General features: G+C 72.5%; 23 protein-coding genes and 1 pseudogene. 9 read left to right on the top strand and 15 right to left on the bottom strand.

All coding sequences use genetic code 11. From position 1 onward, the window contains the following. Positions 1 to 64: 64 nt before the first annotated feature. Complete coding sequence (locus AC4H2H_RS15725) at positions 65 to 163, bottom strand: 30S ribosomal protein bS22 (protein WP_003792170.1); 99 nt, start codon at positions 161 to 163, stop codon at positions 65 to 67. Positions 164 to 367: 204 nt separating this feature from the next. Then, a complete protein-coding gene (locus AC4H2H_RS15720; protein WP_494371757.1) occupies positions 368 to 1,657 on the bottom strand; it encodes an acetoin utilization protein AcuC in 1,290 nt (429 codons plus the stop codon). A gap of 185 nt (positions 1,658 to 1,842) precedes the next feature. On the opposite strand from AC4H2H_RS15720, the gene AC4H2H_RS15715 reads away from it, so the two are divergent. Together AC4H2H_RS15715 and AC4H2H_RS15710 are read left to right on the top strand one after the other, a co-directional pair. After that, the gene (locus AC4H2H_RS15715) at positions 1,843 to 3,219 is read left to right on the top strand and encodes a TrkH family potassium uptake protein (protein WP_494371756.1); all 1,377 of its coding nucleotides are present in this window, start codon (positions 1,843 to 1,845) and stop codon (positions 3,217 to 3,219) included. Positions 3,220 to 3,373: 154 nt separating this feature from the next. Beyond that, on the top strand, positions 3,374 to 4,078 hold the full coding sequence (locus tag AC4H2H_RS15710) for a potassium channel family protein (protein ID WP_494371782.1): 705 nt from the start codon (positions 3,374 to 3,376) through the stop codon (positions 4,076 to 4,078). A 449-nt stretch (positions 4,079 to 4,527) separates the two neighbouring features. Here AC4H2H_RS15710 and AC4H2H_RS15705 read toward each other — a convergent pair whose 3' ends face one another. After that, positions 4,528 to 5,121: an ArsR/SmtB family transcription factor gene (locus tag AC4H2H_RS15705; RefSeq protein WP_494371755.1), complete on the bottom strand. Its 594-nt coding sequence runs from the start codon at positions 5,119 to 5,121 to the stop codon at positions 4,528 to 4,530. 78 nt (positions 5,122 to 5,199) lie between these two features. Here AC4H2H_RS15705 and AC4H2H_RS15700 point away from each other — a divergent pair, with 78 nt between their 5' ends. Beyond that, complete coding sequence (locus AC4H2H_RS15700; RefSeq protein ID WP_494371754.1) at positions 5,200 to 6,513, top strand: MFS transporter; 1,314 nt, start codon at positions 5,200 to 5,202, stop codon at positions 6,511 to 6,513. 282 nt (positions 6,514 to 6,795) lie between these two features. Here AC4H2H_RS15700 and yjfF read toward each other — a convergent pair whose 3' ends face one another. The 11 genes from yjfF to AC4H2H_RS15645 form a co-directional block, all read right to left on the bottom strand. Further along, positions 6,796 to 7,869, bottom strand: a complete 1,074-nt coding sequence (gene yjfF / locus AC4H2H_RS15695; protein WP_494371753.1) for a galactofuranose ABC transporter, permease protein YjfF — start codon at positions 7,867 to 7,869, stop codon at positions 6,796 to 6,798. After that, positions 7,869 to 8,927, bottom strand: coding sequence for an ABC transporter permease (locus tag AC4H2H_RS15690; protein WP_494371752.1), 1,059 nt, complete (start codon positions 8,925 to 8,927; stop codon positions 7,869 to 7,871). The genes yjfF and AC4H2H_RS15690 overlap by 1 nt, the downstream gene beginning before the upstream one ends. Further along, positions 8,924 to 10,465 carry a sugar ABC transporter ATP-binding protein gene (locus AC4H2H_RS15685; RefSeq protein WP_494371751.1) on the bottom strand — a complete coding sequence of 514 codons (1,542 nt, stop codon included), beginning with the start codon at positions 10,463 to 10,465 and terminating at the stop codon, positions 8,924 to 8,926. Before AC4H2H_RS15685 ends, AC4H2H_RS15690 begins: the two co-directional genes overlap by 4 nt. Positions 10,466 to 10,677: 212 nt before the next feature. Then, positions 10,678 to 11,688, bottom strand: coding sequence for an ABC transporter substrate-binding protein (locus tag AC4H2H_RS15680; protein ID WP_494371750.1), 1,011 nt, complete (start codon positions 11,686 to 11,688; stop codon positions 10,678 to 10,680). A 582-nt stretch (positions 11,689 to 12,270) separates the two neighbouring features. Next, positions 12,271 to 13,779, bottom strand: coding sequence for an L-arabinose isomerase (gene araA, locus AC4H2H_RS15675; RefSeq protein ID WP_494371749.1), 1,509 nt, complete (start codon positions 13,777 to 13,779; stop codon positions 12,271 to 12,273). Positions 13,780 to 13,890: 111 nt separating this feature from the next. Next, on the bottom strand, positions 13,891 to 14,706 hold the full coding sequence (locus AC4H2H_RS15670; protein WP_494371748.1) for an L-ribulose-5-phosphate 4-epimerase: 816 nt from the start codon (positions 14,704 to 14,706) through the stop codon (positions 13,891 to 13,893). After that, on the bottom strand, positions 14,703 to 16,376 hold the full coding sequence (locus AC4H2H_RS15665) for a xylulokinase (protein WP_494371747.1): 1,674 nt from the start codon (positions 16,374 to 16,376) through the stop codon (positions 14,703 to 14,705). The genes AC4H2H_RS15670 and AC4H2H_RS15665 overlap by 4 nt, the downstream gene beginning before the upstream one ends. A 150-nt stretch (positions 16,377 to 16,526) precedes the next feature. Continuing rightward, on the bottom strand, positions 16,527 to 17,642 hold the full coding sequence (locus AC4H2H_RS15660; RefSeq protein WP_494371746.1) for a LacI family DNA-binding transcriptional regulator: 1,116 nt from the start codon (positions 17,640 to 17,642) through the stop codon (positions 16,527 to 16,529). Then, complete coding sequence (gene proC / locus AC4H2H_RS15655; protein WP_494371745.1) at positions 17,639 to 18,511, bottom strand: pyrroline-5-carboxylate reductase; 873 nt, start codon at positions 18,509 to 18,511, stop codon at positions 17,639 to 17,641. Before proC ends, AC4H2H_RS15660 begins: the two co-directional genes overlap by 4 nt. 127 nt (positions 18,512 to 18,638) lie before the next feature. Beyond that, positions 18,639 to 19,409 carry a hypothetical protein gene (locus AC4H2H_RS15650; RefSeq protein WP_494371744.1) on the bottom strand — a complete coding sequence of 257 codons (771 nt, stop codon included), beginning with the start codon at positions 19,407 to 19,409 and terminating at the stop codon, positions 18,639 to 18,641. 606 nt (positions 19,410 to 20,015) lie between these two features. Next, positions 20,016 to 20,981 (bottom strand): LysR family transcriptional regulator, encoded by a 966-nt coding sequence (locus tag AC4H2H_RS15645; RefSeq protein ID WP_494371743.1) that lies wholly within the window; start codon positions 20,979 to 20,981, stop codon positions 20,016 to 20,018. Between the two features lie 95 nt (positions 20,982 to 21,076). On the opposite strand from AC4H2H_RS15645, the gene AC4H2H_RS15640 reads away from it, so the two are divergent. From AC4H2H_RS15640 to AC4H2H_RS15630, 3 genes and pseudogenes are all read left to right on the top strand, one after another. Continuing rightward, complete coding sequence (locus tag AC4H2H_RS15640) at positions 21,077 to 22,318, top strand: MFS transporter (protein ID WP_494371742.1); 1,242 nt, start codon at positions 21,077 to 21,079, stop codon at positions 22,316 to 22,318. Between the two features lie 112 nt (positions 22,319 to 22,430). Continuing rightward, positions 22,431 to 22,667: pseudogene (locus AC4H2H_RS15635) on the top strand (recombinase family protein); the annotation flags it as partial. 314 nt (positions 22,668 to 22,981) lie between these two features. After that, positions 22,982 to 23,233, top strand: coding sequence for a hypothetical protein (locus AC4H2H_RS15630; RefSeq protein ID WP_494371741.1), 252 nt, complete (start codon positions 22,982 to 22,984; stop codon positions 23,231 to 23,233). On the opposite strand, the gene AC4H2H_RS15625 is transcribed toward AC4H2H_RS15630, so the two are convergent. Further along, positions 23,230 to 23,754, bottom strand: a complete 525-nt coding sequence (locus tag AC4H2H_RS15625) for a potassium channel family protein (protein ID WP_494371740.1) — start codon at positions 23,752 to 23,754, stop codon at positions 23,230 to 23,232. The two genes, AC4H2H_RS15630 and AC4H2H_RS15625, sit on opposite strands and share 4 nt — an antisense overlap. Before the next feature lie 97 nt (positions 23,755 to 23,851). On the opposite strand from AC4H2H_RS15625, the gene AC4H2H_RS15620 reads away from it, so the two are divergent. The 3 genes from AC4H2H_RS15620 to AC4H2H_RS15610 all read left to right on the top strand — a co-directional run bounded on the left by AC4H2H_RS15620 (position 23,852) and on the right by AC4H2H_RS15610 (position 26,045). Further along, positions 23,852 to 25,318 carry a DNA repair protein RadA gene (locus tag AC4H2H_RS15620; protein ID WP_494371739.1) on the top strand — a complete coding sequence of 489 codons (1,467 nt, stop codon included), beginning with the start codon at positions 23,852 to 23,854 and terminating at the stop codon, positions 25,316 to 25,318. A 116-nt stretch (positions 25,319 to 25,434) separates the two neighbouring features. Next, complete coding sequence (locus tag AC4H2H_RS15615) at positions 25,435 to 25,803, top strand: YciI family protein (RefSeq protein WP_494371738.1); 369 nt, start codon at positions 25,435 to 25,437, stop codon at positions 25,801 to 25,803. 32 nt (positions 25,804 to 25,835) lie between these two features. Further along, positions 25,836 to 26,045, top strand: coding sequence for a hypothetical protein (locus AC4H2H_RS15610; RefSeq protein WP_494371737.1), 210 nt, complete (start codon positions 25,836 to 25,838; stop codon positions 26,043 to 26,045). Positions 26,046 to 26,124: the final 79 nt, after the last annotated feature.

Genomic DNA, 26,124 nt, shown 5'->3' with positions numbered 1-26,124 from the left:
CGAGCCCGGTCCCTCGAGGAGGGCCGGGCTCGCGGTCGTCGTGCGCGTCAGGACGCGCGCGGCGTCACTTCTTGTTACGACGCTGGTGACGCGTCTTGCGAAGCAGCTTGCGGTGCTTCTTCTTGGCCATGCGCTTGCGGCGCTTCTTGATGACGGAGCCCATACGGTCCTCGCAATGCTCGAGCGGCGTGTCGGTCGGCGACCGGTCGACCGGCCGCGTGTGGTCCACGGTTGATCGAGGCGCCCGGCGTCCACGAGGGCGCTCGAGCCGACCAACACGAGAGAAATCCGCCCCCTAGACTACCCGCTCGCGCTCGTGCCCGTGACGCGGGCCGTGCGGGACCGCCACGCGCCGACCCGCGAGACCTCAGTCGAAGTGCGGGTCGAGCCCGAGGAGCGGGAAGACCGCCCGCCGGGTGGCGGCGATCGCCCGGTCCACGTCGTCGTCCGGGTCGAACCCGTCGCGCCAGCGACGCACCGTGACGGGCGGTCCGAACGCGAGCGGCGCGTCGGAGCCCGCGACCTCGGCGACGCGCGCGCGCCACGTCTCGGGCAGGTGCGTCCCCGCGGTCACGGGCCGGTGCACCACGTCTCCCACGACCGCCGACCAGACGAGCGGGACGACGCGCGCGATCGCGTACCCGCCCCCGCCGAGCGCGAGCCAGCGCCCGTCCGTGAGCTCGTGCGCGAGCGCGTGCACCTGGGCGAGGGCGGTGCGCTGCGCGTCGACGGACACGTCGAGGTCGGACAGCGGGTCGTCCCCGTGCGCGTCGCACCCGTGCTGCGTGACGAGGACGTCGGGACGGAAGGCGCGCAGCACGGGCGGCACGACGGCGTCGACGGCGCGCAGCCAGCGGGCGCCGTCGGTGCGGCGCGGCAGGGCGACGTTGACCGCCGTCCCCTCCGCACCCGGGCCGCCGACGTCGGTCGGGTGCCCTGTCCCCGGGAACAGCGTCGCGCCGCTCTGGTGCAGGGAGACGGTGAGGACGCGCGGGTCGTCCCAGAACATCTCCTCGACCCCGTCGCCGTGGTGCGCGTCGAGGTCCACGTACGCGACCCGCCCCGCGCCGTCGTCCAGCAGGCGACGGATCGCGGCCGCGGCGTCGTTGTACACGCAGAAGCCCGACGCCGCACCCGCCTTCGCGTGGTGCATCCCGCCCGCGACGTTCACCGCGTGGACCACGCGGCCGGACGCGATCGCTCCCGCGGCCTCGTACGAACCGGCGACGATCCGCGCGGCCGCCTCGTGCATCCCCGAGAAGACGGGGTCGTCCTCCGTGCCGAGACCACGACGCTCGTCGGGGGTCCCGGTCGTGGACGCGGCACGCACCGCCGCGACGTAGGCGGGCTCGTGGACCAGGGTCAGGACGTCGTCGGCAGCGGGCGCCGACGCCACGACCTCGACCGCGAGCCCGTCCACGCCGTCCGCACCGTCGAGGAGCCCGAGCGCCTCCACGAGCCCCATCGTGAGCTCGAGGCGGGTCGGCGCCATCGGATGTCCCGGGCCGAAGTCGTAGGCGAGCAGCTCCGGGCTCCACACGACGCACGCGCCGGGCGCTCCGCCCCCATCGGGGCCGGGCGCCGCCCGCGTGAGCGGCGCGGGCGCCGTCGACGACGAAGGCTCGGTCGGCGACGACGAAGGCTCGGTCGTGGGCATGGCTCACCGTAACGCCCGACGGCGGACGCCCGCCCGGGGCGGCCGGCCGCCGGACGAGCGGGCCGCGGCGCCCGTCGGTGTACCCGGCCGACCGGTGGAGGAGGCATGATGTCCCGGCGCCGGAGCGGCGACATGACGGGCCCCGGTGCCCGTGGCAGAGTGACGCGAGTGGTGAGGGAGGCTCCATGCCGACGAGCATGACCGGGCGCCTGTTCAAGGGGCGGGAGATCGTCGACCGCCTCGCCCGGCAGTCGCCCGCGCGCCTCGCCGTCACGGTGTTCGCCGCGGTCATCGCGCTCTTCACGGCGTTGCTCATGGCACCGTGGGCGACGGCGAGCGGTCGCAGCGCGCCGTTCGTGGACGCGCTGTTCACCGCGACGTCGGCGGTGTGCGTCACCGGCCTCGTCGTCGTCCCCACCGGCACGTACTGGTCGACGTACGGCCAGGTCGTCATCCTGATCGGCATCAAGGTCGGTGGCCTCGGGGTCATGACGCTCGCGTCGATCCTCGGGATGGCCGTCTCCCGTCGTATCGGCCTCACGCAGAAGCTGCTCACGGCGTCGGAGACCAAGACGACGCGGCTCGGCGAGGTCGGGTCCCTCGTGCGCGTCGTCATCATCACCTCGACGTCCCTCGAGCTGCTCATCGCGCTCCTGCTCTTCCCGCGCTTCGTCGTGCTCGAGGAGACGGTGGGCGAGGCTGCGTGGCACGGCATCTTCTACGGGATCTCGGCGTTCAACAACGCGGGGTTCGTCCCCACCGAGCAGGGCCTGATGCCGTACGTCGGCGACTGGATGCTGTGCCTGCCGATCATCCTCGGCGTGTTCATCGGGTCGCTCGGGTTCCCCGTGATCCTCAACGTCGCGCGCAGCCGTCGCCGTGCGGACAGGTGGAGCCTGCACACGAAGCTCACGCTGACGATGAGCGCGGTGCTGGTGGTCGTCGGGACCGTCCTCTTCGCGGCTCTGGAGTGGACGAACAAGGGAACGCTCGGCCCGCTCGCGTTCGGCGACAAGCTCCTCGCGTCGCTCTTCGCGGGCGTCATGCCGCGCTCCGGCGGTTTCTCGACCGTCGACACGGCCAACATGCACGAGGCGAGCTGGCTCATCACCGACGCGCTGATGTTCGTCGGTGGCGGCTCGGCGTCGACCGCGGGCGGCATCAAGGTCACGACACTCGCCGTCATGCTCATCGCGATCGTCTCGGAGGCCCGCGGCGACCGCGACATGGACGCGTTCGGACGGCGCATCCCGCGCGACACCCTGCGGCTGGCCGTCGCGGTGTCGTTCGTCGGCGCGACGGCGGTGCTCCTGTCGAGCCTGCTGCTCCTCGAGATCACCGGCGAGTCGCTCGACGTCATCCTCTTCGAGACCATCTCCGCGTTCGCCACCGTCGGGCTCAGCACGGGCATCACCCCCGAGCTGCCCGACGCGGGCAAGTACGTGCTCGTCGCGCTCATGTTCGTCGGGCGCACCGGGACCATGACGTTCGCCGCCGCGCTCGCGCTGCGCGACCGTCGCCGCATCGTGCGCTACCCCGAGGAGCGCCCCATCATCGGGTGAGGCGCGACGACGGCGCGACCGGGCGCCGTCGGGCGAACCCACCACCACCCACCCGCGTCCCGCGCGGAACACCAGAAAGGCTCCCACCGTGACCGACCCCCTCTCCCCCGGCGCCGCCAAGGACAGGCTCCCGGCGGACCCCGTCGCCCGGCGCATCGCCGAGCGCGGTCGTGCCGAGCGGGCGCGGCGCGACGAGGCGAGAGCCCCGCGCAAGGACGCGGGAGTCCTCGTCATCGGGCTCGGCCGCTTCGGGACGGCGATCGCCGCGACGCTCGACCGGCTCGGCCAGGACGTGCTCGCCGTCGAGCGCGACCCCGACCTCGTGGCGCAGTGGAGCGGCCAGCTCCCCCTCGTCGAGGCCGACGCGTCGAACCCCGTCGCGCTCGAGCAGCTCGGGGCGCGCGACTTCCCCGTCGCGGTCGTCGGGGTCGGGACGTCGCTCGAGGCCAGCGTGCTCATCACCGGCAACCTCGTGGACCTCGGCACGCCGCAGATCTGGGCCAAGGCGGTCTCCGCCGAGCACGGTCGCATCCTGCAGCGCATCGGTGCGCACCACGTCGTGTTCCCCGAGGCCGACGCCGGCTCGCGCGTCGCGCACCTCGTCTCCGGCAAGCTCCTCGACTACATCGAGGTCGAGGACGGGTTCACCATCGTCAAGATGCGCCCTCCGAAGGAGGTCCAGGGCTTCACGCTCGCGCAGTCCAAGGTGCGCGAGCGCTACGGCGTCACGGTGATCGGCGTGAAGTCGCCCGGCCAGGACTTCCTGTACGCCACCCCGGAGACCCGGATCAGCGCCAACGACCTCCTCATCGTCTCCGGCCACGCCGAACTCCTGGAGCGCTTCGCCGCCCGCCCCTGATCCGGGGTCGGGTCTACGGCCCGCGTGGTCGGGGCCGCGGTGCGGGCCGCGTTCTCGTGCCCGCTGGTCGGGTCCGCGGTGCGGGCCGCGTTCTCGTGCCCGCTGGTCGGGTCCGCGGTGGCCTGGTCCGGTCGAGCACTTCGCGAGGTGGTCGGTCTGACTTGTCAGCGCTCTACGGGTCTGGAGACCGGTGGAGCGCTGACCGCTTCGTGTGATGCGAAGTTGTCAGCGCCGGACGGGTGCTGTGACCCGTGGAGCGCTGACAACTCGTGGGGCTGGCGAGGGCTGACCAGGGTGGGGCATCGAGGGTCGGGGTGGGTGGTGTGCGAAGGGCGTAGAGCCGCGCTCGTGAAGCGAGGACGAAAGACCACGGTGACGGCGCGGCAGCCCGAGCACGCCACCCACCCGACCACCCAACCTGACCCCGCGGGCAATGAACCCGACCCAGCTCAGGGCGCAAGACGGTGCAGGACGAACAGGCCGCGGTGGAGGGGGCGGTCGAGGCGGTCGTCGTCGGTCGCGACGTACTCGTCGAGGACGGCGAGGATGCGGCGGTCGAGCTCGGCGACGTCGTCGTCGGAGAGGTGGAGCCGGAACGTCACCGACGTGGAGACCGCGTCCGGGCCTGCCGCGAGCACGTCGTCGAGGGCTGCGGCGACCGGGCCGAACCGGACGTCGGGTGCCGTGCCGCCGAGGGGGTCGTCGAGCCACCACGTCGCACCGGTCGCGCGGTAAGGACGTTCGAGCGCGCCGCCCGCGCCGGTGCGCACGTCGGCGGCCTCGAGGAGCCCGGCGCGGACGAGCAGCCGCACGTGGTGGAGCGCGGTGCCCGGCGGGACTCCGAGGTGGTCGGCGAGCTCCTTGTTGGTCATCTCGCGGGTCCCGCACTGGCGCACGATGCGCTGGCGCAGCGGGTGGGCGAGGGCCTTCGCCTCGAGGGCGGTCGGCGGACGGCGTCGGGGCACGTCGCGCGCGACGGCGGACGGGTCTGCGGCGTGCGCGGCTCTCGATCCCTCGGGCCACTCCTCGGGAAGCGCGGTCATGGGGTCAATCGTAGCCATGCCCGGTCGAGCGTTCTCGATCGATTGGGTTTTGTCGATCACTGTGCCATCCTGGGCGGCATGGCCCGTGCCCCACGCCGACGACGCCCGGCGAGCCCTCCCCTCGGCGCACCGTTCCGCCGGCTCTGGGCGGCATCGACGGTATCGAACCTCGCCGACGGCGTGCTCAAGGTCGCGCTGCCGCTGGTCGCCGTGCGGTACACCGACTCGCCCGCGCTGGTCGCCGGCCTGACGTTCGCGCTGACGCTCCCCTGGCTCCTGTTCGCGCTGCCGGCGGGTGCGCTGGCCGACCGTCTCGACCGTCGGCACGCGATGATCGGCGCGAACGTCGCGCGCGTCCTGCTCGTCGCCGCGCTCGCCGCCGTCGCGCTCGTCCCCGACGCGGGGAGCATCGTGGTGCTCTACGTCGTGGCGTTCGGCGTCGGCGTCACCGAGACGCTCTACGACACCTCGGCGCAGTCGATCCTCCCGCAGGTGGTCCCGCGCACGGCGTTGCCCCGGGCGAACGCCCGCTTGTATGCCGCGGAGCTCACGGCCAACCAGTTCGTCGGGCCGCCGCTCGGCGGGCTGCTCGTCGCGGCCGGCGCGGCGGCCGCGTTCGGCCTGCCGGGCGCCCTGTGGGCGCTGGCCGTCGTGCTGCTGCTCGCGCTCCCCGGGTCCTACCGGCCGCAGCGGACGTCGTCGACCACGGTGCGCGCCGACATCGCCGAAGGGCTGAGGTTCCTGTGGCACGACCGGATCCTGCGCACGCTCGCGATGATGGTGGGCGGCATCAACTTCGCCACCAACGCCGTGTTCGCCGTCTTCGTGCTCTACGCGGTGGGGCCGGGATCACCGATGGGGCTGTCGGAGCCCGCGTTCGGCGCCCTGCTCACGACGACGGCCGTCGGGGCGTTCGCCGGTTCGTTCGTCGCGGAACGCGTCGTGGCGCGCGTGGGCCGCGCGCGATCCCTCACGTTGACCGTCCTCAGCTCGGTCGCTCTCGTGGCCGTTCCGGCGGTCACGACCAGCCCGTGGGCGGTGGGTGCCGTCTTCGCCGTCGGAGGCGCCGGGATCGCGGTGTGGAACGTCGTCACGCTCTCGCTGCGCCAGCGCATCACGCCGGACGCCCTCCTCGGCCGGCTGAACTCCTGCTATCGCCTCGTCGCGTGGGGGACCATGCCCCTCGGCGCCGCCGTCGGGGGCCTGCTCGGCGAGCTCTTCGGGCTGCGCACGGTGTTCGTCGTCATGGCAGCGGTCTCGGCCGCGACGCTCCTCGGGATGCTCGTCGTCAAGGACCACGCGATGGATGCGGCGGAACGTGCCGCCGACCAGCGGGACGGCCTCGGAGACCAGAGCCTCGCCGTCCGCACGGAGCCTGACGCCGAGGTCTGAATTCACCGCCGACCGGTCGCACCGCGGTCAGGACGCAGCCTGGCCCCGGACCGCCCGACGGCGCAGCACGGCACCGGCCGCGACGGCCAGTCCCGCGAGCACGGCCACCCCGGCACGTCCCGTCCCGGTAGTGGCGAGACCGCCCAGCGTCGCGAGCGGGATGGTCGCCTCCAGCTCGAGCGCGCCGTCGGCCTCGGTCGCGGCCCCACGGGCACCTGGCGATCGGTGATCTCCACGCCCACGACCCGGGGTTCGGCGGCCTGTCCGGGCAGGTGACGCGGCTCACCGCCGCCTGACGACCAGGACGCGCTGCAGGATCACGAAGACCAGGAGCAGCGCACCGATGACGATCTTCGTCCACCACGAGCTCAGCGTGCCCTCGAAGGTGATGATCGTCTGGATGAGGCCGAGCACGAGCACGCCCAGCACGGACCCGAGCACGAAGCCCGTGCCGCCCGTGAGGAGCGTGCCGCCGATGACGACGGCCGCGATGGCGTCCAGCTCCATCCCGACGCCGGTCAGCGAGTAGCCGGACCGGGAGAACATCGCGAACAGCAGCCCGCCGATGCCCGCACAGGTTCCGCTCACGACGTAGACGAGCACCTTGGTCCGCGCGACGGGCAGGCCCATGAGCATCGCCGACTGCTCGCCGCCGCCGATCGCGTAGACCGTGCGACCGAACTGCGTGTAGTGCAGGACGTAGAACGCGATCGCCACCACGACCAGCGCGATGAGGACGGCCGTCGTGATGCGCCAGCCGTCACCGATCTCCGTGCTCCAGCTCGCGAGCGCGACGAACGACTCGTCCGTGATCGGGATGGACTGGAGGCTGATCACGTAGCAGAGCCCGCGCGCGAGGAACATCGCGGCGAGCGTCGCGATGAACGGTTGGATCTCGAACACGTGCACCATGAGGCCGACGACGAGGCCGAGCACGGTGCCGATGAGCACCGAGATCGCGAGGACGACGGCGAGCGGCCACCCGCTCTGCAGCAGCGACGCCGTCGTGATGCCCGAGAGCGCGACGACCGCGCCGACCGACAGGTCGATGCCACCCGTGAGGATCACGAACGTCATGCCGACGGCGAGCACGATGAGGAACGAGTTGTTGATGAACAGGTTCGAGATCACCGCCGGCGAGAGGAAGTTCTCGTAGCGGCTGCCGCCCACGACGAGCATGAGCACGAGCACGACGAGCGTCCCGAGGACGGGCAGGTAGCGCCGGTCGAGCCGGAACCGGCCCGTGAGCCGCCCGGTCCTGGAGCGGCGGCCCCCGGGAGCCTGGGGCTCCTTGTCCCGGGAACTGCCCCGGGAACCGGGCGACGACGTCGGGGCAGGGGTCTGCACGGCGGACATCAGGCACCCACCTCCGCGGCCGCAGCCGCCGTCGGGGCGGCACGACGTCGTCGTGCCGCAAGCTTGTCGCGGACCACCGGCGACTGCGCGAGGCAGACCGCGATGACCACGACGGCCTTGAACAGGGGGGTCACGGACGGCGAGATGCCGAGCAGCGTGACGGTGAAGGTGAGCGTCTGGATGATGAGGACGCCCACGAGCGTCCCGGACAGGGAGAACTTTCCCCCCGCGAGGGACGTGCCGCCGATGACGACGGCGAGGATCGCGTCGAGCTCGATGAACAGGCCCGCGTTGTTCGCGTCGGCCGCCATGGTGCCGGACGAGATCATCAGCCCGGCGAGGCCCGCGAAGAGCGCGCAGACCGCGTAGACCGTCCAGATGATGCTGCGCGACCGCACGCCCGCGAGCCGGCTCGCGGCCGGGTTGATGCCGACGGACTCGATGAGCATCCCGAGCGCGGTCCGCCGGGTGAGCACGGCCACGGCGGCGAAGACGAGGCCCGCGACGATCACCGCGACCGGCAGGCCGAGCCAGAAGCCCGAGCCGAGGGTCTTGAACGGCGCGCTCGTCACCGTCGTGATCTGTCCGCCGGTGATGAGCATCGCGATCCCGCGGCCCGCCATCATGAGCACGAGCGTCGCGATGATCGGCTGGATGCCGACGACCGAGACGAGGAATCCGTTCCACAGCCCCAGCACGAACGACAGGACGAGCGCCAGCCCGATGGCGACGAGCGCCGTCGTGACGCTGCCCGGGTCGGGCGACGAGGCGATGAAGCTCAGGGCGACGGCTCCCGAGATCGCGACGACCGCACCGACGGAGAGGTCGATGCCGCGCGTGGCGATGACGAGCGTCATGCCGAGGGCGACGAGCAGGAGCGGCGCGCCGTTCTTCAGCAGGAGGACGAGCGATCCCTCCAGGTGACCGTCCCGGACGCTGACCGACAGGAAGCTCGGGCGGTTGATGGTGTTGGCGGCCAGCAGCACGACCAGGGCGACCAGCGGCCAGAACAACCGGTGCTGGGTGAGGTTGCGCCAGGAAGTCGTCGTGGCGGTCATGAGTCGGACCCTCCGCTCGCGATGAGCTCGACGACGTCCTCGACCGTGACGTCGTCGTCGTTGGTGATCTCCGCGACCTTCCTGCGGTCGCGCAGGACGGCGATGCGGTGGCTGAGCCGCAGCACCTCCTCGAGCTCGGCCGAGATGAACACGACCGACATGCCCTCGCTCGCGAGCTGGGCGACGAGCTTCTGGATCTCGGCCTTCGCGCCGACGTCGATGCCGCGCGTCGGCTCGTCGAGGATGAGGAGCCTTGGCGCCGTCGCGAGCCAGCGCGCCAGCAGGACCTTCTGCTGGTTGCCGCCGGACAGGTTCTTGACGAGCGCGTCGGGGTTGGCGGGCCGGATGGACAGCGCCTCCATGTACTTCGCGACGAGCTCGTCGGCCTGGCGCGCGGGCACGCGGCGCAGCCAGCCGCGCTCGGCCTGGATGCCGAGGATGATGTTCTCGCGGATCGTCAGGTCGCCGACGATGCCCTCGGCCTTCCGGTGCTCGGACGAGAAGGCGATCTTGCGCGCCATCGCCGCGCGGGGCGTGCGCAGGCGGGTCGGCGTTCCCTCGACGACGGTCTGGCCGGAGTCCGCGTGGTCGGCGCCGGCGAGCAGACGGGCGAGCTCGGTGCGCCCGGAGCCGAGCAGACCCGCGAGCCCGACGACCTCGCCCGGGTACACGTCGAGGTCGAACGGCCGGACGGAGCCCTTGCGACCGAGCCCGAGGGCCTGGACGAACGGCGTGGCGTCCGCGCGGTCCGCGACGGAGCGCTTGGGTGCCTCCTCGAGCTCGGAGAGGACCTCGAGCGACGTACCGATCATCTTGGACACGAGCTCCAGGCGCGGGAGCTCGGCGGTCACGTACTCGCCGACGAGCTTCCCGTTGCGCAGGACGGTCATCCGGTCGGAGATCTCGTAGACCTGCTCCAGGAAGTGGGAGACGAAGAGGATGGCGACACCCTCGTCCCGCAGGCGGCGCACGACGGCGAAGAGCTGGCCGACCTCGTCGGCGTCGAGGCTCGACGTCGGCTCGTCGAGGATGAGGACCTTGCAGTCGACGACGAGCGCCCGGCAGATCGCGACGAGCTGCTGCACCGCGAGCGAGTGCGCGCCGAGCGAGGACGCGGGGTCGATGTCGAGGTTGAGGCGCGCGAGCATCTGGCCCGCCCGACGGCGCGTCGCGCGCCAGTCGATCGCGCCGAGCCTGCGCGGCTCGTTGCCCAGCATGATGTTCTCGGCGACCGAGAGGTTCTCGCAGAGGTTGACCTCCTGGTACACCGGCGAGACGCCGGCGGCCTGGGCCTCGGCGGGGCCCGAGAACGTGTGCTCGGCACCGTCGACGACGATGCGGCCGGAGTCGATCGAGTAGACGCCTGTGAGCGCCTTGATGAGCGTCGACTTCCCGGCGCCGTTCTCGCCCATGAGGGCGTGGACCTCTCCGGGCCGGAGGGTGAGGTCGACTCCGTCGAGCGCCTTGACGCCAGGGAACTCGATGGAGATCCCGGTCATCTCGACGACGGGTCGACCGTCGGGTACGGCGGTAGTCATGAGAGACCTTCCGTGCAGCGGTGACGACGGGGCCGCGGTGCCCCGATCGCCTCAGGATGCCGGATCTCCGGCAGTGGTGCGTCAGCCGCGCACCGGGGAGGCATGCTCACCCGGCGCGTGGCCCGTCCGTGGCGTCGGGGCCAGGTCGTCCGAGGACGACCCGGCCCCGCCGGTTCGCGGTGCGGGCCGGCGCGCGCCGACCCGGTGGCGACTCAGTACTCGCGGGTCGGCAGGGCCTCGACGGCCTGCTCCTGCGTGAAGGACTTGTCCTCGACGACGATCCGCTTCTCGACCTCCTCGCCGGCGACGACCTTCTCGATGATCTCCGCGAGGTCCGGGCCGAGCAGCGGGTTGCACTCGACGATGAAGTTGATCTTGCCGTCGGCGAGCGCCTGCATGCCGTCCTTGACCGCGTCGATCGTGACGATCTTGACGTCCTCGCCCGGCACCAGGCCGGCCGCCTCGATCGCCTCGATCGCACCGAGGCCCATGTCGTCGTTGTGCGCGTAGACGAGGTCGATGTCGTCGTGCGCCTGGAGGAAGCCCTCCATGACGGTCTTGCCCTCGGCGCGCGTGAAGTTGCCCGTCTGCGAGTCGATGATCGTCACGTTGGGGTTGTCCGCCGTCGCGTCCTCGAAGCCCGTCTTGCGGTCGATCGCCGGGGCCGCGCCCGTCGTGCCCTGGAGCTCGACGACGTTGATCGGCTCGGTCGCGACGTTCTCGTTCACCCACTCGCCGGCCATCTCGCCCTCGAGGATGAAGTCGGACCCGATGAACGACTCATACAGGGTCTCGTCCTCGGAGTCGACCGCGCGGTCGGTGAGGATCACGGGGATCTCGGCCGCCTTGGCCTCCTCGAGCACCGCGTCCCAGCCGGACTCGACGACCGGGGAGAACGCGATGACGTCGACGCCCTGAGCGATGTAGGAGCGGATCGCCTGGATCTGGTTCTCCTGCTTCTGCTGCGCGTCGGAGAACTTGAGGTCGAAGCCGTTCTCCTCGGTGAGCGTGTCCTGGATGGACTTGGTGTTCGCCGCGCGCCAGCCCGACTCCGCGCCGACCTGCGAGAAGCCGACCGTGATGAGGTCGCCGCCCCCGCCGTCGCCGCCCGCGTCACCGCCGCCGTCCGTCTCGCCACCGCTGCTGCACGCCGCGAGCGCGAGGACCGCCGCGCCCGCGAGGACTCCCGTCAGACGCGTGCGCGCCTTCGTCGTGCTGAACATGCTCTCCTCCTTGAGATACGGTCTCGGCGCCGTGCCGAGGGTCCGTGCTGTGGTGCCAGCCCATCGTCGGACTGTTGACTCTTGTTCGTACGTGTTCAGATGTGTCAATGTCTAGCCCTGTCAGCCCCTTGTCCGCAAGCCCTAGGGCCGCCTACCGCATCACCGTTCGGTAACCATTCGGCGACCGGCAGCTCCGCGGCATTCGAGCGGGCATCACCCGTGTCCGTCCACTCGCGGTTGTGAGCGCTAACACCCTGCTAGACGTAGATGTTAGCGCTCACACGCAAGGAACGGAAGCCCGCTCGGTCACGGTTGGATCACGGACCCTGAGGCGCTCGCACCGTCAGGCACACGACCGGCCGACGGCCTTGCCCGGCGGGCCGGCAGGGCCGACCGCCTCCCTCGCGGGCCTGGCCGACCGCCTCCCTCGCGGGCCTGGCAGACCGGCTCACTCGCGGGCCTGGCCGACCGCCTCACTCGCGGGCCTGGGCGCGCCCGTGCGCGAGCCGGCCCCTGGGCGCGGGACGCGGGTGCGCGGGGCACGGGCGCGCGGCGCGTCGACCGGTCGTGCGTGGTCGACGGTCACAGACCCTGGGCGAGGCGGTAGTAGACCTGGTTCCAGCGGACCTGGTCGCGGAACCCGCGGCGCGTCGTGCTCTCGTCGATGACGAGCAGCTCGGTCCCCGCGATGTCCGCGAAGATCTCGAACGCGTCGATGCCGGCGGCCGTCGATATGACCGTGTGGTGCGCGCCGCCCGCGGTGAGCCACGCCTCGGCGGACGTCGCGAAGTCGGGCCGCGGCTCCCAGACCGCGCGCGCGACGGGCAGGTGCGGCAGCGGAGCCGTCGGCGCGACGACGTCCACGACGTTGGCCGTGAGCCGGAAGCGGTCGCGCATGTCGGCCAGGGAGACGACGACGCCGACGCCCGGGTCGGCGTCGAACACCATGCGGACCGGGTCCTCCTTGCCGCCGATGCCGAGCGGGTGGATCTCGACGCGCGGCTTCGACGTGGTCAGCGACGGGCAGATCTCGAGCATGTGGGCGCCGAGGATCTTCTCGCTGCCGGGCGTGAGGTCGTAGGTGTAGTCCTCCATGAGCGACGCGCCGCCGGGCAGTCCCTCGCCCATGACCTTCGCCGCGCGGACGAGCACGGCCGTCTTCCAGTCGCCCTCGGCGCCGAACCCGTAGCCCTTGGACATGAGTCGCTGCACGGCGATGCCGGGGAGCTGGCGCAGGTCGCCGAGGTCCTCGAAGTTCGTCGTGAACGCCTTGGCGCCGACCGACTCGAGGAACGTCTCGAGCGCGATCTCCTGGCGCGCCGCGTAGCGCAGCGACTCGTGGCGCTCGCCGTCCTTGCGCAGCTCGGGGACGACGTCGTAGAGGGCCTCGTACTCCGCGACGAGCGCGTCGACGTCGGCCTCCGACACCTCGTCCACGGCGCGCACGAGGTCGTTGACGCCCCACGTGTTCACGCTCACACCGAACTGCAGCTCGGCCTCGGTCTTGTCGCCCTCGGTCACCGCGACGTTGCGCATGTTGTCGCCGAACCGGACCAGGCGCAGCTCGTGCGTCGCGGCCCACCCCGCGGCGCCGCGCACCCAGGCGCCCACGCGTGCGGTGACCGCCGGGTTCGACACGTGCCCGACGACGGTCGTGCGCGCGACACCCAGGCGCGTCGCGATGTAGGCGTACTCCCGGTCGCCGTGCGCGGCCTGGTTGAGGTTCATGAAGTCGAAGTCGATCGAGTCCCACGGCAGCTCGACGTTCGCCTGCGTGTGCAGGTGCAGCAGCGGCTTGCGGAGCTGGTCGAGCCCGCTGATCCAGATCTTCGCGGGGCTGAACGTGTGCATCCACGTGACGACGCCGAGCACGCGGTCGTCCGCGTTCGCGTCGAGCATCGCGCGGCGGATCGAGACGGCGTCCTTGAGCACCGGCTTCCAGACGACGTTCGCCGGCACGTCGGACGACGCGTCGAGGGCGCGCGCGACCTCCTGCGACTGCTCGGCGACCTGCCGCAGCGTCTGGTCGCCGTACAGGTCCTGGCTGCCGGTGAGGAACCAGATCTCGCGGTCCGCGTAGGGCTTGCTCATCGTTCGTCCACATCTCTCGTGTCGGGTGGGAGCGGTCTTCGCGTCGGTGCGGGACCGCCGTGCTGCTGGTCGTGCGGGGTGCGCCTCGCGGCGCTGGTGTCGGCGTCCGTGTCAGTGCCCGGTGCCGGTGCCCGGTGACGGCTGCGCCGCCGGCTGCCCGTAGACGTCCTGGTAGCGCGCGTACAGGGAGTCGACGTCGGACTGCGCGATGCGCGTCGGCTCGCCGAGCTGGCGACTGATGTGCACGGTCCGTGCGACCTCCTCGCACATGACGGCGGCCTTGACCGCGGCGCGCGCGTCCGTGCCGATGGTGAAGGGGCCGTGGTTGCGCATGAGGACCGCCGGGCTGCGCGAACCGTGCAGCGTCTCGACGATCCCGCGGCCGATCGAGTCGTCGCCGATGAACGCGAACGGGCCGACGGGGATGTCGCCGCCGAACTCGTCGGCCATCATCGTGAGCACGCACGGCACGGGCTCCGCGCGCGCGGCCCACGCCGTCGCGTAGGTCGAGTGCGTGTGCACGACGCCGCCCACCTCGGGCATGTGCCGGTACACGTACGCGTGCGCCGCCGTGTCGGACGACGGCGACCGGTCGCCCTCGAGGAGCGCCCCGTCGAGGTCGCACACGACCATCGCCTCCGGCGTGATGTCGTCGTAGGCCACGCCCGACGGCTTGATGACGAGCAGGTCGGCGCTCCCGTCCGGGGCGTCGCCGCGCACGCGCTCGGACACGTTGCCCGCCGTCCACACGACGAGCTCCCAGCGCGGCAGCTCGGCGTGCAGCGCGGCGACGCGCTCCTTCGCCGCCTCGACGGCGGCACGAAGGTGCTCGGGCACCGCGGCGACGACGGCGGTCGGCACGGCGGCCGGCGCAGTAGCCGACGGCGTGGCCTGCGCCGACGAGGTGGGCGGGGTGGGCGTGCTCATGCGGGGACCTCTCCGTCGTGATGGGCCGGCAACGCCGCCACGGCGGCGCGCTCGACGTCGAGGCCAACGGCGTACCGCTCCAGGTAGGTGGCGAAGCCGGCGACGTCGGCGACGTCGGGGCCCACGGTCTCGATCTCCGCGGTCGCGAAGACGTGCTCGCGCAGGTACGCGCCGAGGTCGGGGTCCACGGGGGCGGCGTCCGTCGCCGTGGAGCGTGTCGCCGTGGTCCGCGCCCGGGTGAAGTCCGCGAGGACCGCGATGCCCCACGCGCCCCCCTCGCCCGCGGTGTGCCCCACGCTCACGGGGGCACCGATCGCCGCGGCGAGGAGCCGCTGCGCGACGCCCGCCGTGCGGAACATCCCGCCGTGCGCGAACATCCCGTCGATCCCGACGCCCTCGCCCGCGAGGACCCGCATGCCGAGCGCGAGGGTCCCGAACGCGCCGTAGACCTGCGTCCGCGCGAAGTTCGCGAGCGTCAGGCGGCTGCCCGGGGTGCGGACGAACAGCGGCCGACCCTCGTCGAGCCCGGTGATGGGCTCGCCGGCCAGGTAGTTGTAGGCGAGGAGCCCGCCGCCGTCCGCGTCGCCGTCGAGCGCCGCGCGGAACAGCGCGCCGAACACGCCGTCGGGGGACGCGTCGCCGCCGGTCGCGGCCGCAAGTTCACCGAGGAGCCCCGCCCACGCGTCGAGCTCGCTCGCGCCGTTGTTGCAGTGGACCATCGCGACGAGGTCGCCCGCGGGCGTCGTCACGAGGTCGAGCTCGTGGTGCACGCTCGCGAGCGGGCGCTCGAGGACGACCATCGCGAAGATGCTCGTCCCCGCGCTGACGTTGCCCGTGCGGGGCGCGACGGCGTTCGTCGCGACCATGCCCGTGCCAGCGTCGCCCTCGGGCGGGCACAGCAGCACGCCCGGCTCGAGCGTCCCCGTCGGGTCGAGCCACGACGCGCCGTCGGCCGTGAGCCGCCCGGCCTCCTGGCCTGCGACCAGCACCTCGGGCAGGAGCTCGGTGAGCTTCGGCCCCGCACGACGCGTCGCGACGCGCTCGTCGAACAGGTCGAGCAGGCCCCGGTCGTAGCCGCGCGTCGCCGGGTCGACGGGGAACATGCCCGACGCGTCGCCCACGCCGAGCACGTGCCGCCCGGTGAGCCGACGGTGGACGTAGCCCGCGAGGGTCGTGAGCGCCGCGACGTCGCCCACGTGCGGCTCGTCGTCGAGGATCGCCTGGTACCAGTGCGCGACGGACCAGCGCAGCGGGATGTTGTGCCCGAGCAGCTCGCTGAGCTCGGCCGCCGCCGGACCCGTCGAGGTGTTGCGCCACGTCCGGAACGGGACGAGCAGCTCGCCGTCATGGTCGAACGCGAGGTACCCGTGCATCATCGCGGAGACCCCGAGCGCGCCGAACGTCGTGGGCCGCACCCCGTACCGCGCCTCGACGTCCGCGGCGAGGCGGGCGTAGCAGTCCCGCAACCCCGCCTCGACGGCGTCGAGCGAGTACGTCCACACGCCGTCGTCGAGCCGGTTCTCCCACGCGTGGCTGCCGCTCGCGAGCGGCGTCCCGTCGGGCCCGACGAGGCACGCCTTGATCCGCGTCGAGCCGAGCTCGATCCCGAGCGCGGTCTCCCCCGCCACGACGGCCGCCCGGAGGCTGCCGACGTCGTCCTGCTGCACCATTGCTGCTTCTCCTCGTCGCGGCGTCGCGCCTCGGTCGTTCCTCGGTCCAACCGGGCCGCACTGGCCCGTACCGTGAATGTTAGCGCTCACACGACGTCCGGCCAACCACCTTCGTCAATCCGGTCGCCCGTCGCGCGGACCGCTGACGGATCAGCGCGGGGTCGTCGTGCTCTCGCGCAGGACAAGCTCGGGCGGGATGGAGACGGGCCGCACCTGCGCGCCCGCGAACGCGTCGATCATGAGCGCCATGCAGCGCCGCCCGAGCGACCCGAACGGCTGGCGCACGGTCGTGAGGGGCGGGATGAAGTGCCCGGCGCCCGCGACGTCGTCGAACCCCACGACGGACACGTCCCGCGGCACGCGCACGCCCGACTCCCAGAAGGCCCGCAGCAGGCCGAGCGCGAGCTGGTCGTTGCCCGCGAAGACGGCGGTGGGGCCCTTGCCCACCCCCAGGTCGGCCGCGAGCTCGCGCCCGACGGCATACCCGCGGTCCGACGACCAGTCCCCGCGGATCGGCTCGACGACCGACGCGCCGTGGTCCTCGAGGGCCTGACGCCAGCCCGTCTCGCGCTCGCGCGCGTCGAACCAGTCGAGCGGGCCGCTCAGATGCACGACCGTCGCGTGCCCCAGGCCGAGGAGGTGCTCGGTCGCGAGCCGCGCGCCCAGGCGCTGGTCGACCGCGATCGGCAGGACGCTTCCCGCCGTGCCCGGGCGGACGGCGACGGCTCCGCCCTCGGTACCGGCGGCGGCCCCCGCGTCCCCGGTCGGGTCCTCGCCCGGGTGGTCGCGCGCCGCGATCATGATGACCGGTACCGGTGCCCGGAACGAGTCCACGGCCGCCGCGACGTCCGTCTGCGGGGCGATGACGACGATGCCCTCGACGCTCTGGTCCATGAAGTGCTCGAGCACGCGGTGCATGGTGTCGGCGTCGTAGCGCCGGATCGTCGCGACGCTCACGAAGTACCCCTGCTCGCGCGCGGCCTCCTCGACCGCGATGAGCGTCGACGTCGGCCCGTACAGCGCCGACCCGGTCGTCACCACGCCGATGGTCCCCGAACGCATCGTCACGAGCGCGCGCGCGGCGCTGTTGCGGCGGTAGCCGAGCGTCGCGATGGCGTCGAGGACGCGGTCGCGCGTCTCGGGCCGCACGCTCGGGTGGTCGTTGAGCACGCGCGAGACCGTCTGGTGCGAGACGCCCGCGAGCCGCGCGACGTCGGCCATCGCGGGCGGGCGCGTGCGGGGCGACGGCCCGACCCCGTCGCTCATCGCGCGTCCTTCCCGGCGCCGTCGGCCGGGGGCGCCGCGAGGGCCGCCGCGAGCTCGACGGACCGGTCGCGCGCGGCCTCGAGCGCGTCGAGGAACGCGGCGCGGACGCCGCCCACGTCGAGGCGGCGCAGCGCGGCGACGGTCGTGCCGCCGGGCGAGGAGACCTTCTCGCGCGCGATCGCCGGGTGCTCACCGGTCTCGCGCAGCATGGCCGCGGCGCCGTGCACGGTCGCGGTCGCCAGCTCGAGCGCGGTCGCGCGCGTGAGGCCGAGCAGGACGCCCGCCTCGGCGAGCGCGTCGATCACGTAGAACACGTACGCGGGCCCGGAGCCGGACAGCGCGCCGACGGCGTCCTGGTCCTTCTCGGCGACGCGCACCACGAGACCGGTCGCCGCGAGCAGCCGCTCGACGAGCGCGACGTCGTCGTCGCTCGCGACGCTCCCCCCGCTCACCGCGCTCACCCCGGCGCCCACGACGGACGGCGTGTTCGGCATGACTCGCACGACGGCCGTCCCCGCAGGCAGCCGCTCTTCGTAGAACACGGTCGGCAGTCCGACGACGACGCTCACGACGACCGTCCCTGCGCCCACCGCGTCGCGCACGTCGGCGAGAAGACCCGCGACGTCCTTGGGCTTCACGGCCACGACGACGACGCCCGCGCCGCGCACGGCCTCGACGTTGTCCTGCGTCACACCCACGCCGTGCCGGGCCGCGAGCTCCTCGCCCCGCTCGGGCCGGCGGACCGTGGCGACGACGTCGCCGGGCTCCCACCCGGACGCGAGCGCGCCGGCGAGGACGGTCTCCCCCATGACGCCCGTGCCGAGGACGGCGAGCCTGGGCACGATCGACGGAGTGGGCAGGTCGGACATGGACGATCAGCTCCCGGTGGTTCGGTGAGGGCATTCTTGCGCACGCGGACGCCGGTCGGGTGACGTGCGGGACCGATCGACCCGGGAGGGTCCGACCCCGACGACCCCGACCCGCGTCCAAGGGGGGTCAGAGGGGATAGGCCGCGTACACGTCCTCGACGACCTCGGCGGGGCCGGTGGCCTGCAGGACGGCCGTGCCGTTGCGCCACGTCACCGTCGCCTGCCCGTCGGCGCCCGGGCTGACGGCGTACTGGCCGGCCGTCTCACCGCCGACCTCGACGTCGCCCGAGCCGGTGGGCTCGGCCGCGGCGCCGACGAGGTCGGTCGCGGCGACCTCGGCCTCCGCCGGCGTCGCCCACTGGCCCGCGACGACGGTGACCGTCGTCGCTCCGTTGCCCTCGCCGTCGGCGTAGACGAGCTGGTGCGCCTCGAGGGCGCCCGCGGCGGACCACGCGTCGGTCACCGTCTCGCTGCGCAGCACGAGGTCGAGGACGGTGTCCGGGAGCGCCTGCGCGAACGTCGTCGTGCCGGTGCGCGCGACGGGCTCGAGGGTCGGGCTCGGAGCGTCGGCCGTGACGGTGACCGTCGGCGCCGGGTCCTCGCCCGCCGCGGCCCCGGACCGGGCGAACCCCGGCCAGACCCACGCGAGGAACGCCAGGAGGAGCGCGACGACGACGAGCAGCCCGACGAGGGCGACGAGCCGGCGTCGTCGGTAGACCGCGGCGGACGTGGGCCGCGTGTGCCGGCGGTCGCTCGCGCCGACGGCGTCGGACGGGCGTCGCGGCGCCTCTTCACGCGAGGTGCCGCGCGGAGGCCCGCCCGGGGACCCGCCCTGCGTGCCGACGCCCCGCCCCGGCACCGTGCTGCGGCCGGGGCCGCTGCCCGTCGGCTGACTCATCGCCGTACCTCCGCTTGCTCGAGACCGCACCTCCGGACCGCCGGTCACGGGGACAGCGTAGGTCCCGCACAGTCCCGACGAGGCGCCGCCGTGCGGGGTGTCGTGCACCGGCCGACCGGTTCACCCGGTGACCGCGCGACACGCGCGGCACCTTGCGACGCGGCGGGTCAGTACAGCTACGGCGTGTCTCCCACGTGGCGCGCGTCGAGCAGTCGCGCGGGCACTCCCCACTGCATCCGCCCGGATGCTCACTGCCCCACCCTGAGCACGTGGGTAGCGAGTCAGCCAAGGGGCCGTCGGTTGCGGCGCTCCCGAAAGGCGAACCCAGCGAGGTCTCCTAGGGTCGCCTGGTCGAAGCGGACGGCGGGCGCGACCGTGCAGAGAACGAGTACTACGAGCGGTCAGCAGACCCGTCGGCAGACCGCATCGAAACCGCTCAACGGCGATTCAGTGCACAGTTCCGTCGCCGCCAACGCTGTGGGGTTGAGCGTTCGGTGGCCGCCATCCGCGATCGCTGCCTGGCGCTCTGGTCCACCTGCCGCGAGCGACGGCATGACGTACCGGTGGATGATGGACCGGAGACACCCCTCTGGTCCACGACGCCCGTCAGGGTTGCTCCAGGTTCGGCAGGGAGCCGTCGGGTGTGTTCGACGCGTGTGCGGATCGGGCTCGTTCGAGGAGTTCGGCAAGGATGACGAGCGCCGGGGTCGTGTGGTCGGTGCGCCAGACGAGGCCGAGCTGACTGGTGGCTTCCAGTCCGCGGACTGGCAGATGGCGTAGGTCGGTGCGCCCGTGGTGCTCGAGCAGTGGACGGCAGGCCAGCAGGGCGTGGTGCCCAGATGCGGCCAGGGTGATGCCTTGCTGGATGGTGGTGATCCCTGCGGTGGACAGGATGGGAACGCCGGCAGGTGTCACCGACGGGGTGCGAGCTGCTTTCCAGTATTCCGGTGCGTCGCCGACCCGATGGAGGAGGTCGAGGTCGGCGAGGTCTTCCACGTCGATGATGTTCCGGCCCGCGAGCGGATGATCGGTGCTGACCACGACGAATTGATCCTGGGCCGGGAACCGGAAGCCGATCGTCAGTTCCGGCTCGTGGACGGGAAGTTCCGCGATGACGGCGTCGAGCTCACCGTCGAGGACCGCGGTGAATGGTGATCCGAGGGGGAGGTCGTGGGTGTGCACGAACACCCCGTGCTGATCACGCAGGGCGCGGAAGGTGGCGATGATCTCTTCGTAGACCATGCCGGTGAATCCGATCCGGAGCTCCTCCAGCGCACCGCGCATCGCCCGCTCCCGGGCACGATCGAACGTGCGCAGCAACCCGAGGTAGGCCGGGCGAACCTCCTTGACGAACTGAGCTCCTGCCCGGGTCAGGGCGACCCGCCTGCTCGTACGGGCGACCAACCGCGCGCCTACGCGGGCTTCCAGGGTTGCGATGAGCTGACTCACCCGAGACTGGGACAGCCCGAGACGCTCAGCGGTGCGGCCGAAGTGCAGTTCCTCGGCCAGGGTGACGAGGCACTCGATCTGCTGCACGTGCACCTGATGCATGGTCCGGAACTCGGTGCTCATCCCGGGAACCTACCAGTCGATCGATGAGCCTGGCTGATCGATCGATGAGGAGATCGTCGTTGTTCCCGCCCCGGGGAGACGGTGGAGTGAAGGGCATGAGTTCTTCTGCACCCCCGCTCGATGCGGCCCGCGACGAGCGGACCTCCTTGCCCCAGTGGCTCGCCGTAGGCGCCGTGACCGTGGCGACGTTCCTGGTGGTCACCTCCGAGATGCTCCCGGTGGGCGTGCTCACCCCGATGGCCGCCGGTCTCGGCATCTCCTCGGGCGCGACCGGAGCGAGCCTGACGATCACGGGCTTGGTCTCCGCCGTCACCGCCCCGGTGGTTCCACGACTGTTGGGAAACCTGGATCGACGCGCCGTACTCGCTGCAGCGATGGTCGTTCTCGCGATCGGCAACGGCCTCACCACGATCGCCGCTGGATTCGAGATGCTCGCGGTGTCGCGGGTCGTGCTCGGCATCGGGATGGGCACGGTCTGGGGCATGGCCTCGGCGGTCGCGGCCCGGTTGGTCAGGCCCCGCGACGTCGCCCTTGCAGTGTCCTTCGCCGTGAGCGGCGTGGCCGCCGCCTCGGTGCTCGGCGTGCCGCTCGGAACGTTCGTCGGGAACACCTTCGGCTGGCGGGCCGCGTTCGCCGCGCTCGCCGCGCTGGCGCTGGTCGTCGCGGTCGCGCTCTGGTTCGCGTTGCCCGCCCTGCGCCGCCCGGACCCGGCGGGTGCTGAGGCCGACGCCGGCGCTCGTCGTTCCTTGGCACGGCCGGTGGTCGTCTCCGGACTGGTCGTAGTGGTACTTCTGGTCACGGCGCATTTCGCCGCCTACACCTACGTCCGCCCTGTGCTCGAGGAGCTGCCGCGGATGTCGGCGAACACCATCGCCCTGCTCCTCCTGCTGTACGGCGCGTTCGGGCTGATCGGCAACTTTGCTGCCGGTGCCGCTGCCGGACGCCGGCCCCGGCTGACAGTTCTGCTGCTGGCCGCCGGGATCGCGGTGGCGTTGACGATCCTCGCAGCCTTCGGCACCAGCGCACTCGCCGCCGGGATCGCGGTCGCCCTGTGGGGTGTGGCCTACGGAGGCATCTCAGTGGGTGTGCAGCTCTGGATGGCTGCCGCCGCACCGGACCGGGTCGAGCACGTGACCGGCATCTACGTCGGAGTGTTCACCGCGTCCATCGCCCTCGGCGCCTTCGTGGGTGGCCTGATCATGGAGAAGGCAGGAATTGTGACGCTCCTCTGGTCGACCGCCGCCCTGGCCTCGGCTTCGCTGATCGTCGGCCTCATCGGCCCCGGCCCGAAGCGCACGCTGGTCGCGGACGCTGCCCCGACAGCCGCTGTCTCATAGCGCCGGTGTCTCGCCCCGGGGTCGGTGGAGGCTCAGGGCGAGGCAAGAGCCCGCAACCCCGCCCTGACCGCGCAGCTCCACGCACTCCACGCCGACGGAGCCGAACGAATCTGGGAAGAACGTGCCTCTGGCCCGCGAACCCTGCAGCCGCTCTTGGGCGACCTGCTGCTCCCGCCACGGCGACGTCCTGGTCGTGCGCCGCCTGGACCGCCTCGCCCGCAGCCTGCACAACCTCGCGCGGACCGTCACCACGATCCATGAGCAAGGCGCGGACCTGATCAGCCTGACCGACGCCATCGACACCCGCACCCGACGGGCGGATCTTCTTCCACGCCGTGGGAGTCGCTGACGACCTCGAGCGCACCCTCCTCACTGAAGACACCATCATCGGGCTGAACGACGCCCGACCCCGAGGCGTCCAGCTCGGCCGACCGCGAGTCCTGACACCAGAACAGATCGAGCAAGCCCGACGGCTGTCTCACCGAGCATGGCGCCAGCACGACGAGCGTCGCTGAACGCATGTGCAGGCGTCCTTGACGGCGGGCAGGACGGTGGATGGTGGATCGGGACACACCCACGGCGTTGCCGTCGGTGGTGCCTCCGACCGAGGCACCGCGCGGCGGGAGGCGCGCCCCGTAGCCGATCACAGGAGACCGCCAGAAGGTGCTCAACTCCACATCAACGCCACCGAGAGGCACGAGCGCGCAGAACGATATCCAGAAGGACTGCCGAACGATTGACGACACCGATCTGGCGCTGGCGTGTCCTCAATGGTTCTGGCAGGAGAACGATTTCGGACACCGACTCGCGCTGCTCCTGCTCGCTGTGCTCGCGTTCGTCCTCGTCGTGCTGATCGTGGTCGCGATCGCGATGGCCTCGATCTGGTCGCCATCCAGCGTGCGGACGTCGGGCTAACTGCCCTCGGCGCCCCGGTCGGGCTTCGGGCGGCCGACCCGTGCCCGGGCCCGGGCAGTCGTGACCGACACGAGCACGCCCACGACGACGAGGTCGAGCACGATCTGCACCATGGTCACCGCCCTCGCGGCCTCGCCGACGGGGTGGACGTCGCCGTAGCCCACCGTCCCGAGCGTGACGACCGAGAAGTACAGCGCGTCCGTCCGGTTCTCGATCCCGACGAACTGGTCCGCGAGGACGAAGTAGACGATCGCGAAGAGCGTCACCAGGGGCAGGAGCAGCCCGACGACGGACTGGACCCGCACGCTCGGCACCTCGCCGGCGCGCAGCTGACGGCGCACCTGGTGGGCGAGCACCAAGCACAGCAGCGCGAGCGCCACCCCGAGGAGCACGAACTGGAGCGCGGCGGGCTGGCTGTCGCGCGGCAAGGGCACGGTGTAGTAGATGCCGAGGCACGCGACCATCGAGGCGGCGGTGAGGATCACGGTCCACCAGGGGCTGTCTTTCGGGAGCCGGCGCACGGACCCAGGATCGACCCTGCGGGCCGCTCCGGCGGGGAGGCGCCGCCGCGCCGCACCTCGTGTCGGGCCTGTCGGTGCACCCGACTACGTTGGCCACGTGACGTCGTCGACCACCACCGCCCGTTCCGGCAGCGGAGCCAAACGCTCCCGCCCGGCGTACCGCTGCAGCGAGTGCGGCTGGACCACCGCCAAGTGGGTGGGACGGTGCGGCGAGTGCCAGGAGTGGGGCACGGTGACCGAGGACTCCCCTGCGGCGTCCGGCCCCCGCACCACGGCGGTCTCCCCCACGCGGTCGCCCGCGCGCCCGATCGGCGAGATCGACGTCGAGGCCGCGCGCGCGACCCCGACGGGTGTCTCGGAGTTCGACCGGGTGCTCGGCGGCGGGATCGTGCCGGGCGCCGTCGTGCTGCTCGCGGGCGAGCCCGGCGTCGGCAAGTCGACGCTCCTGCTCGCCGTCGCGAGCAACGTCGCGGCGGGCGGCTCCGACCTGCCGACCGTGCGGGCACCGGGCGAGCGCGCCCCAGCGGCCTCCGAGCGCCCGACGCCCGTCCCGCGCCGCGTCCTGTACGTCACCGGCGAGGAGTCGGCCGGGCAGGTGCGGCTGCGCGCCGAGCGCGTCGGCGCGCTCGCGCCCGGGCTGCTGCTCGCGGCCGAGACCGACCTCGCGACCGTCCTCGGCCACATCGAGGCGACCGACCCCGACCTCCTCGTCGTCGACTCGGTCCAGACGATCGCGTCCGCCCAGGTCGAAGGGGCACCGGGCGGCGTGAGCCAGGTCCGAGAGGTCGCCGCGTCGCTCATCGCCGCGGCCAAGGCGCGCGACCTGCCCGTGATCCTCGTCGGGCACGTCACCAAGGACGGCTCCGTCGCCGGTCCCCGCACGCTCGAGCACCTCGTCGACGTCGTGTGCCAGTTCGAGGGCGACCGGCACTCGCGCCTGCGCCTCGTGCGCGCGGTGAAGAACCGCTACGGCCCGACGGACGAGGTCGGGTGCTTCGACCTGACCGAGAACGGCATCGTCGGGCTCGCCGACCCCAGCGGGCTGTTCCTCTCGCACACCGGGGCAGGGGTTCCGGGCACGTGCGTCACCGTCACCCTCGAAGGGCGGCGACCGCTCGCGCTCGAGATCCAGTCGCTCGTCGTGCCGAGCTCGCTCAACAACCCGCGCCGCACCACGAGCGGCGTCGACACGAGTCGGCTCGCCATGATCCTCGCCGTCATGCACCGGCACGCCGGTGTGCGGCTCGTCGACCAGGACGTGTACGCGTCGACCGTCGGCGGGGCGAAGGTGACCGAACCGGCCGCCGACCTGTCCGTCGCCCTCGCCGTCCTGTCGGCGCGCGAGGACGAGGCCCTCCCCGCCGGGACCGTCGCGTTCGGGGAGGTCGGCCTCGCGGGCGACATCCGCCCCGTCACCGGTCTCGACCGCCGCCTCGCCGAGGCGGCCCGCCTCGGGTTCACGCGCGCCGTCGTGCCGCGCGGCTCGTTCCCGCGCCCCGTCGAGGGCATGACGATCCTGCCGGCGCGCCACCTCGGCGAGGCCGTCGAGCTCGCCCGGACCTGATCAGGCCTGCAGGGCTCGCCGCAAAGGACCCGATGAGTTCTCGTGCCGCGACGGGTCGTGGAGGTGTCATCGGCTTGCACCCGCAGCCGGACCGGCGCTCGACACGAGGAGACCTCATGACGCAGTACCTGTTGTCCCTGCCGCACGACACGGACGAGTCACCCACCCTGGAGACGATGGACCCCGCGGACGCACAGGCTGCGATGGCCGCGGCGGGCGCGTTCATCGACGAGCTCATGAAGTCCGGCGCGTTCCTCTTCGCGGGCGGCCTGCACCCTCCGGCGACCGCTGTCACGGTCGACAACACCGGCGACACGCTGGTGCGGGAGAACGGCCCCTTCGTCGAGGCCCCGGAGTACCTGGGCGGCTTCTGGGTGATCGAGGCGAGCGACCAGGACGTCGCCGTCGGGTGGGCCGCGAAGGCGTCCAAGGCCCTGTCGAGCCGGGTGGAGGTCCGTGCCCTGCAGGATGCCCCCTCCGAGTGACGAAGGCGCGGGTCCGGCTACCCTCGCCCCCCATGAAGGGCGGGATCCCCGGGCGACCGAGGCTGACTGTGTGCGTCCTCGTCGCCGTCGACGGCGAGTCGGGAACCGCGCTCGGCACCGCGAAGTACCTGCCCAACCACCCGGGCGCCGGAGCGCACGTCGCCAACGCCAGCTTCCGGCCCGACGATCGGCCGACGTCGGCCACTCGCACACCGGCGGGACCCGCCGAGACCGGATCGTGACCGGTTTCTGCGGTGCGGCCGCGCCTTCCGGAGGCCGACCGGGCCTCGACGCGTAGGATTCCTCCGTGGCCAACTCCCC

This window comes from Cellulosimicrobium sp. BMG9.22 (assembly GCF_059159975.1).
Note: the sequence above shows the minus strand (reverse complement) of the source record. Positions and strands in the feature narration are given on the sequence as shown.